Here is a 907-nt window from a genome sequence, read left to right as displayed (position 1 = left end):
AGGTAATCACAGGCAATTCTGGCTCTATACCATTGATTTCCTGAACAATTAGGCGTTTCAGACTGATTCGAACCGCCGCTGTTAATATGTCAGGTTCTTGACTCTTACTTGAGTACTCAGCCAAGGTTTGTACGATGGTACGAATGTCGCGAATTGGAATGGCTTCATTCAACAAGTTCTGCAACACTTTCACCACCACACCTAATGGGAGTTGATCCGGTACGAAGTTCTCCACCAATTTCGGTGCACTTCGGCCTAGCATCTCCAATAAATTCTGTACTTCTTCATGACCAATCAACTGCGATGCGTTGTTGGTTAATAACTGACTTAGATGCGTTGCCAATACCGTCGATGAATCCACCACGGTATAACCGAGAGCCTGAGCGTGCTCGCGCTGCTCTTCACGAATCCACACGGCTTCTAGGCCGAATGCCGGGTCCATGGTCGGTTCGCCATCAATCATGCCGTAAACCTGACCAGGGTTAATCGCCAATTCTTGGTCTGGGCGAATTTCCGCTTCACCCACCGCAACGCCCATCAGGGTAATTCTGTAGCTGTTTGGCGTCAGCTCAAGGTTGTCGCGAATGTGTACAGCTGGGATCAAGAAACCAAAATCTTGTGAGAGCTTTTTACGAACGCCTTTCACGCGCTCTAGTAACTCTCCGCCTTGGTCACGATCCACCAGCGGGATTAATCGATACCCCACTTCTAAACCAATAATATCAACAGGTTGAACGTCATCCCACGACAACTCACGTTGAGAAATCGGCTCGCTGCCATCTTCTGCTTTCGCAGGTAATGCTGGTTCTTTTGCTTTCTGCTTCTGACGCTTGTCAATCAAGTAAGCACCCGTGCCAGCAGCAACGGCCAACGTTAAGAAAGCAAAATGCGGCATGCCCGGTACGAT

Annotated in this window: 1 protein-coding gene; it reads right to left on the bottom strand. The window is 48.8% G+C overall.

Features of this window, described 5'->3' with window-relative positions:
- The coding region (locus R7Z47_RS24240) for an FHIPEP family type III secretion protein (RefSeq protein ID WP_318130687.1) at nucleotides 1-907 on the bottom strand (907 nt) is incomplete at both ends.

Origin of the sequence: Vibrio sp. 1641, from assembly GCF_033339995.1 — a bacterium.
GTDB lineage: Bacteria > Pseudomonadota > Gammaproteobacteria > Enterobacterales > Vibrionaceae > Vibrio > Vibrio alginolyticus.
The sequence above is the reverse complement of the archived record's forward strand: the minus strand, read 5'-3'. Positions and strand labels throughout refer to the sequence as shown.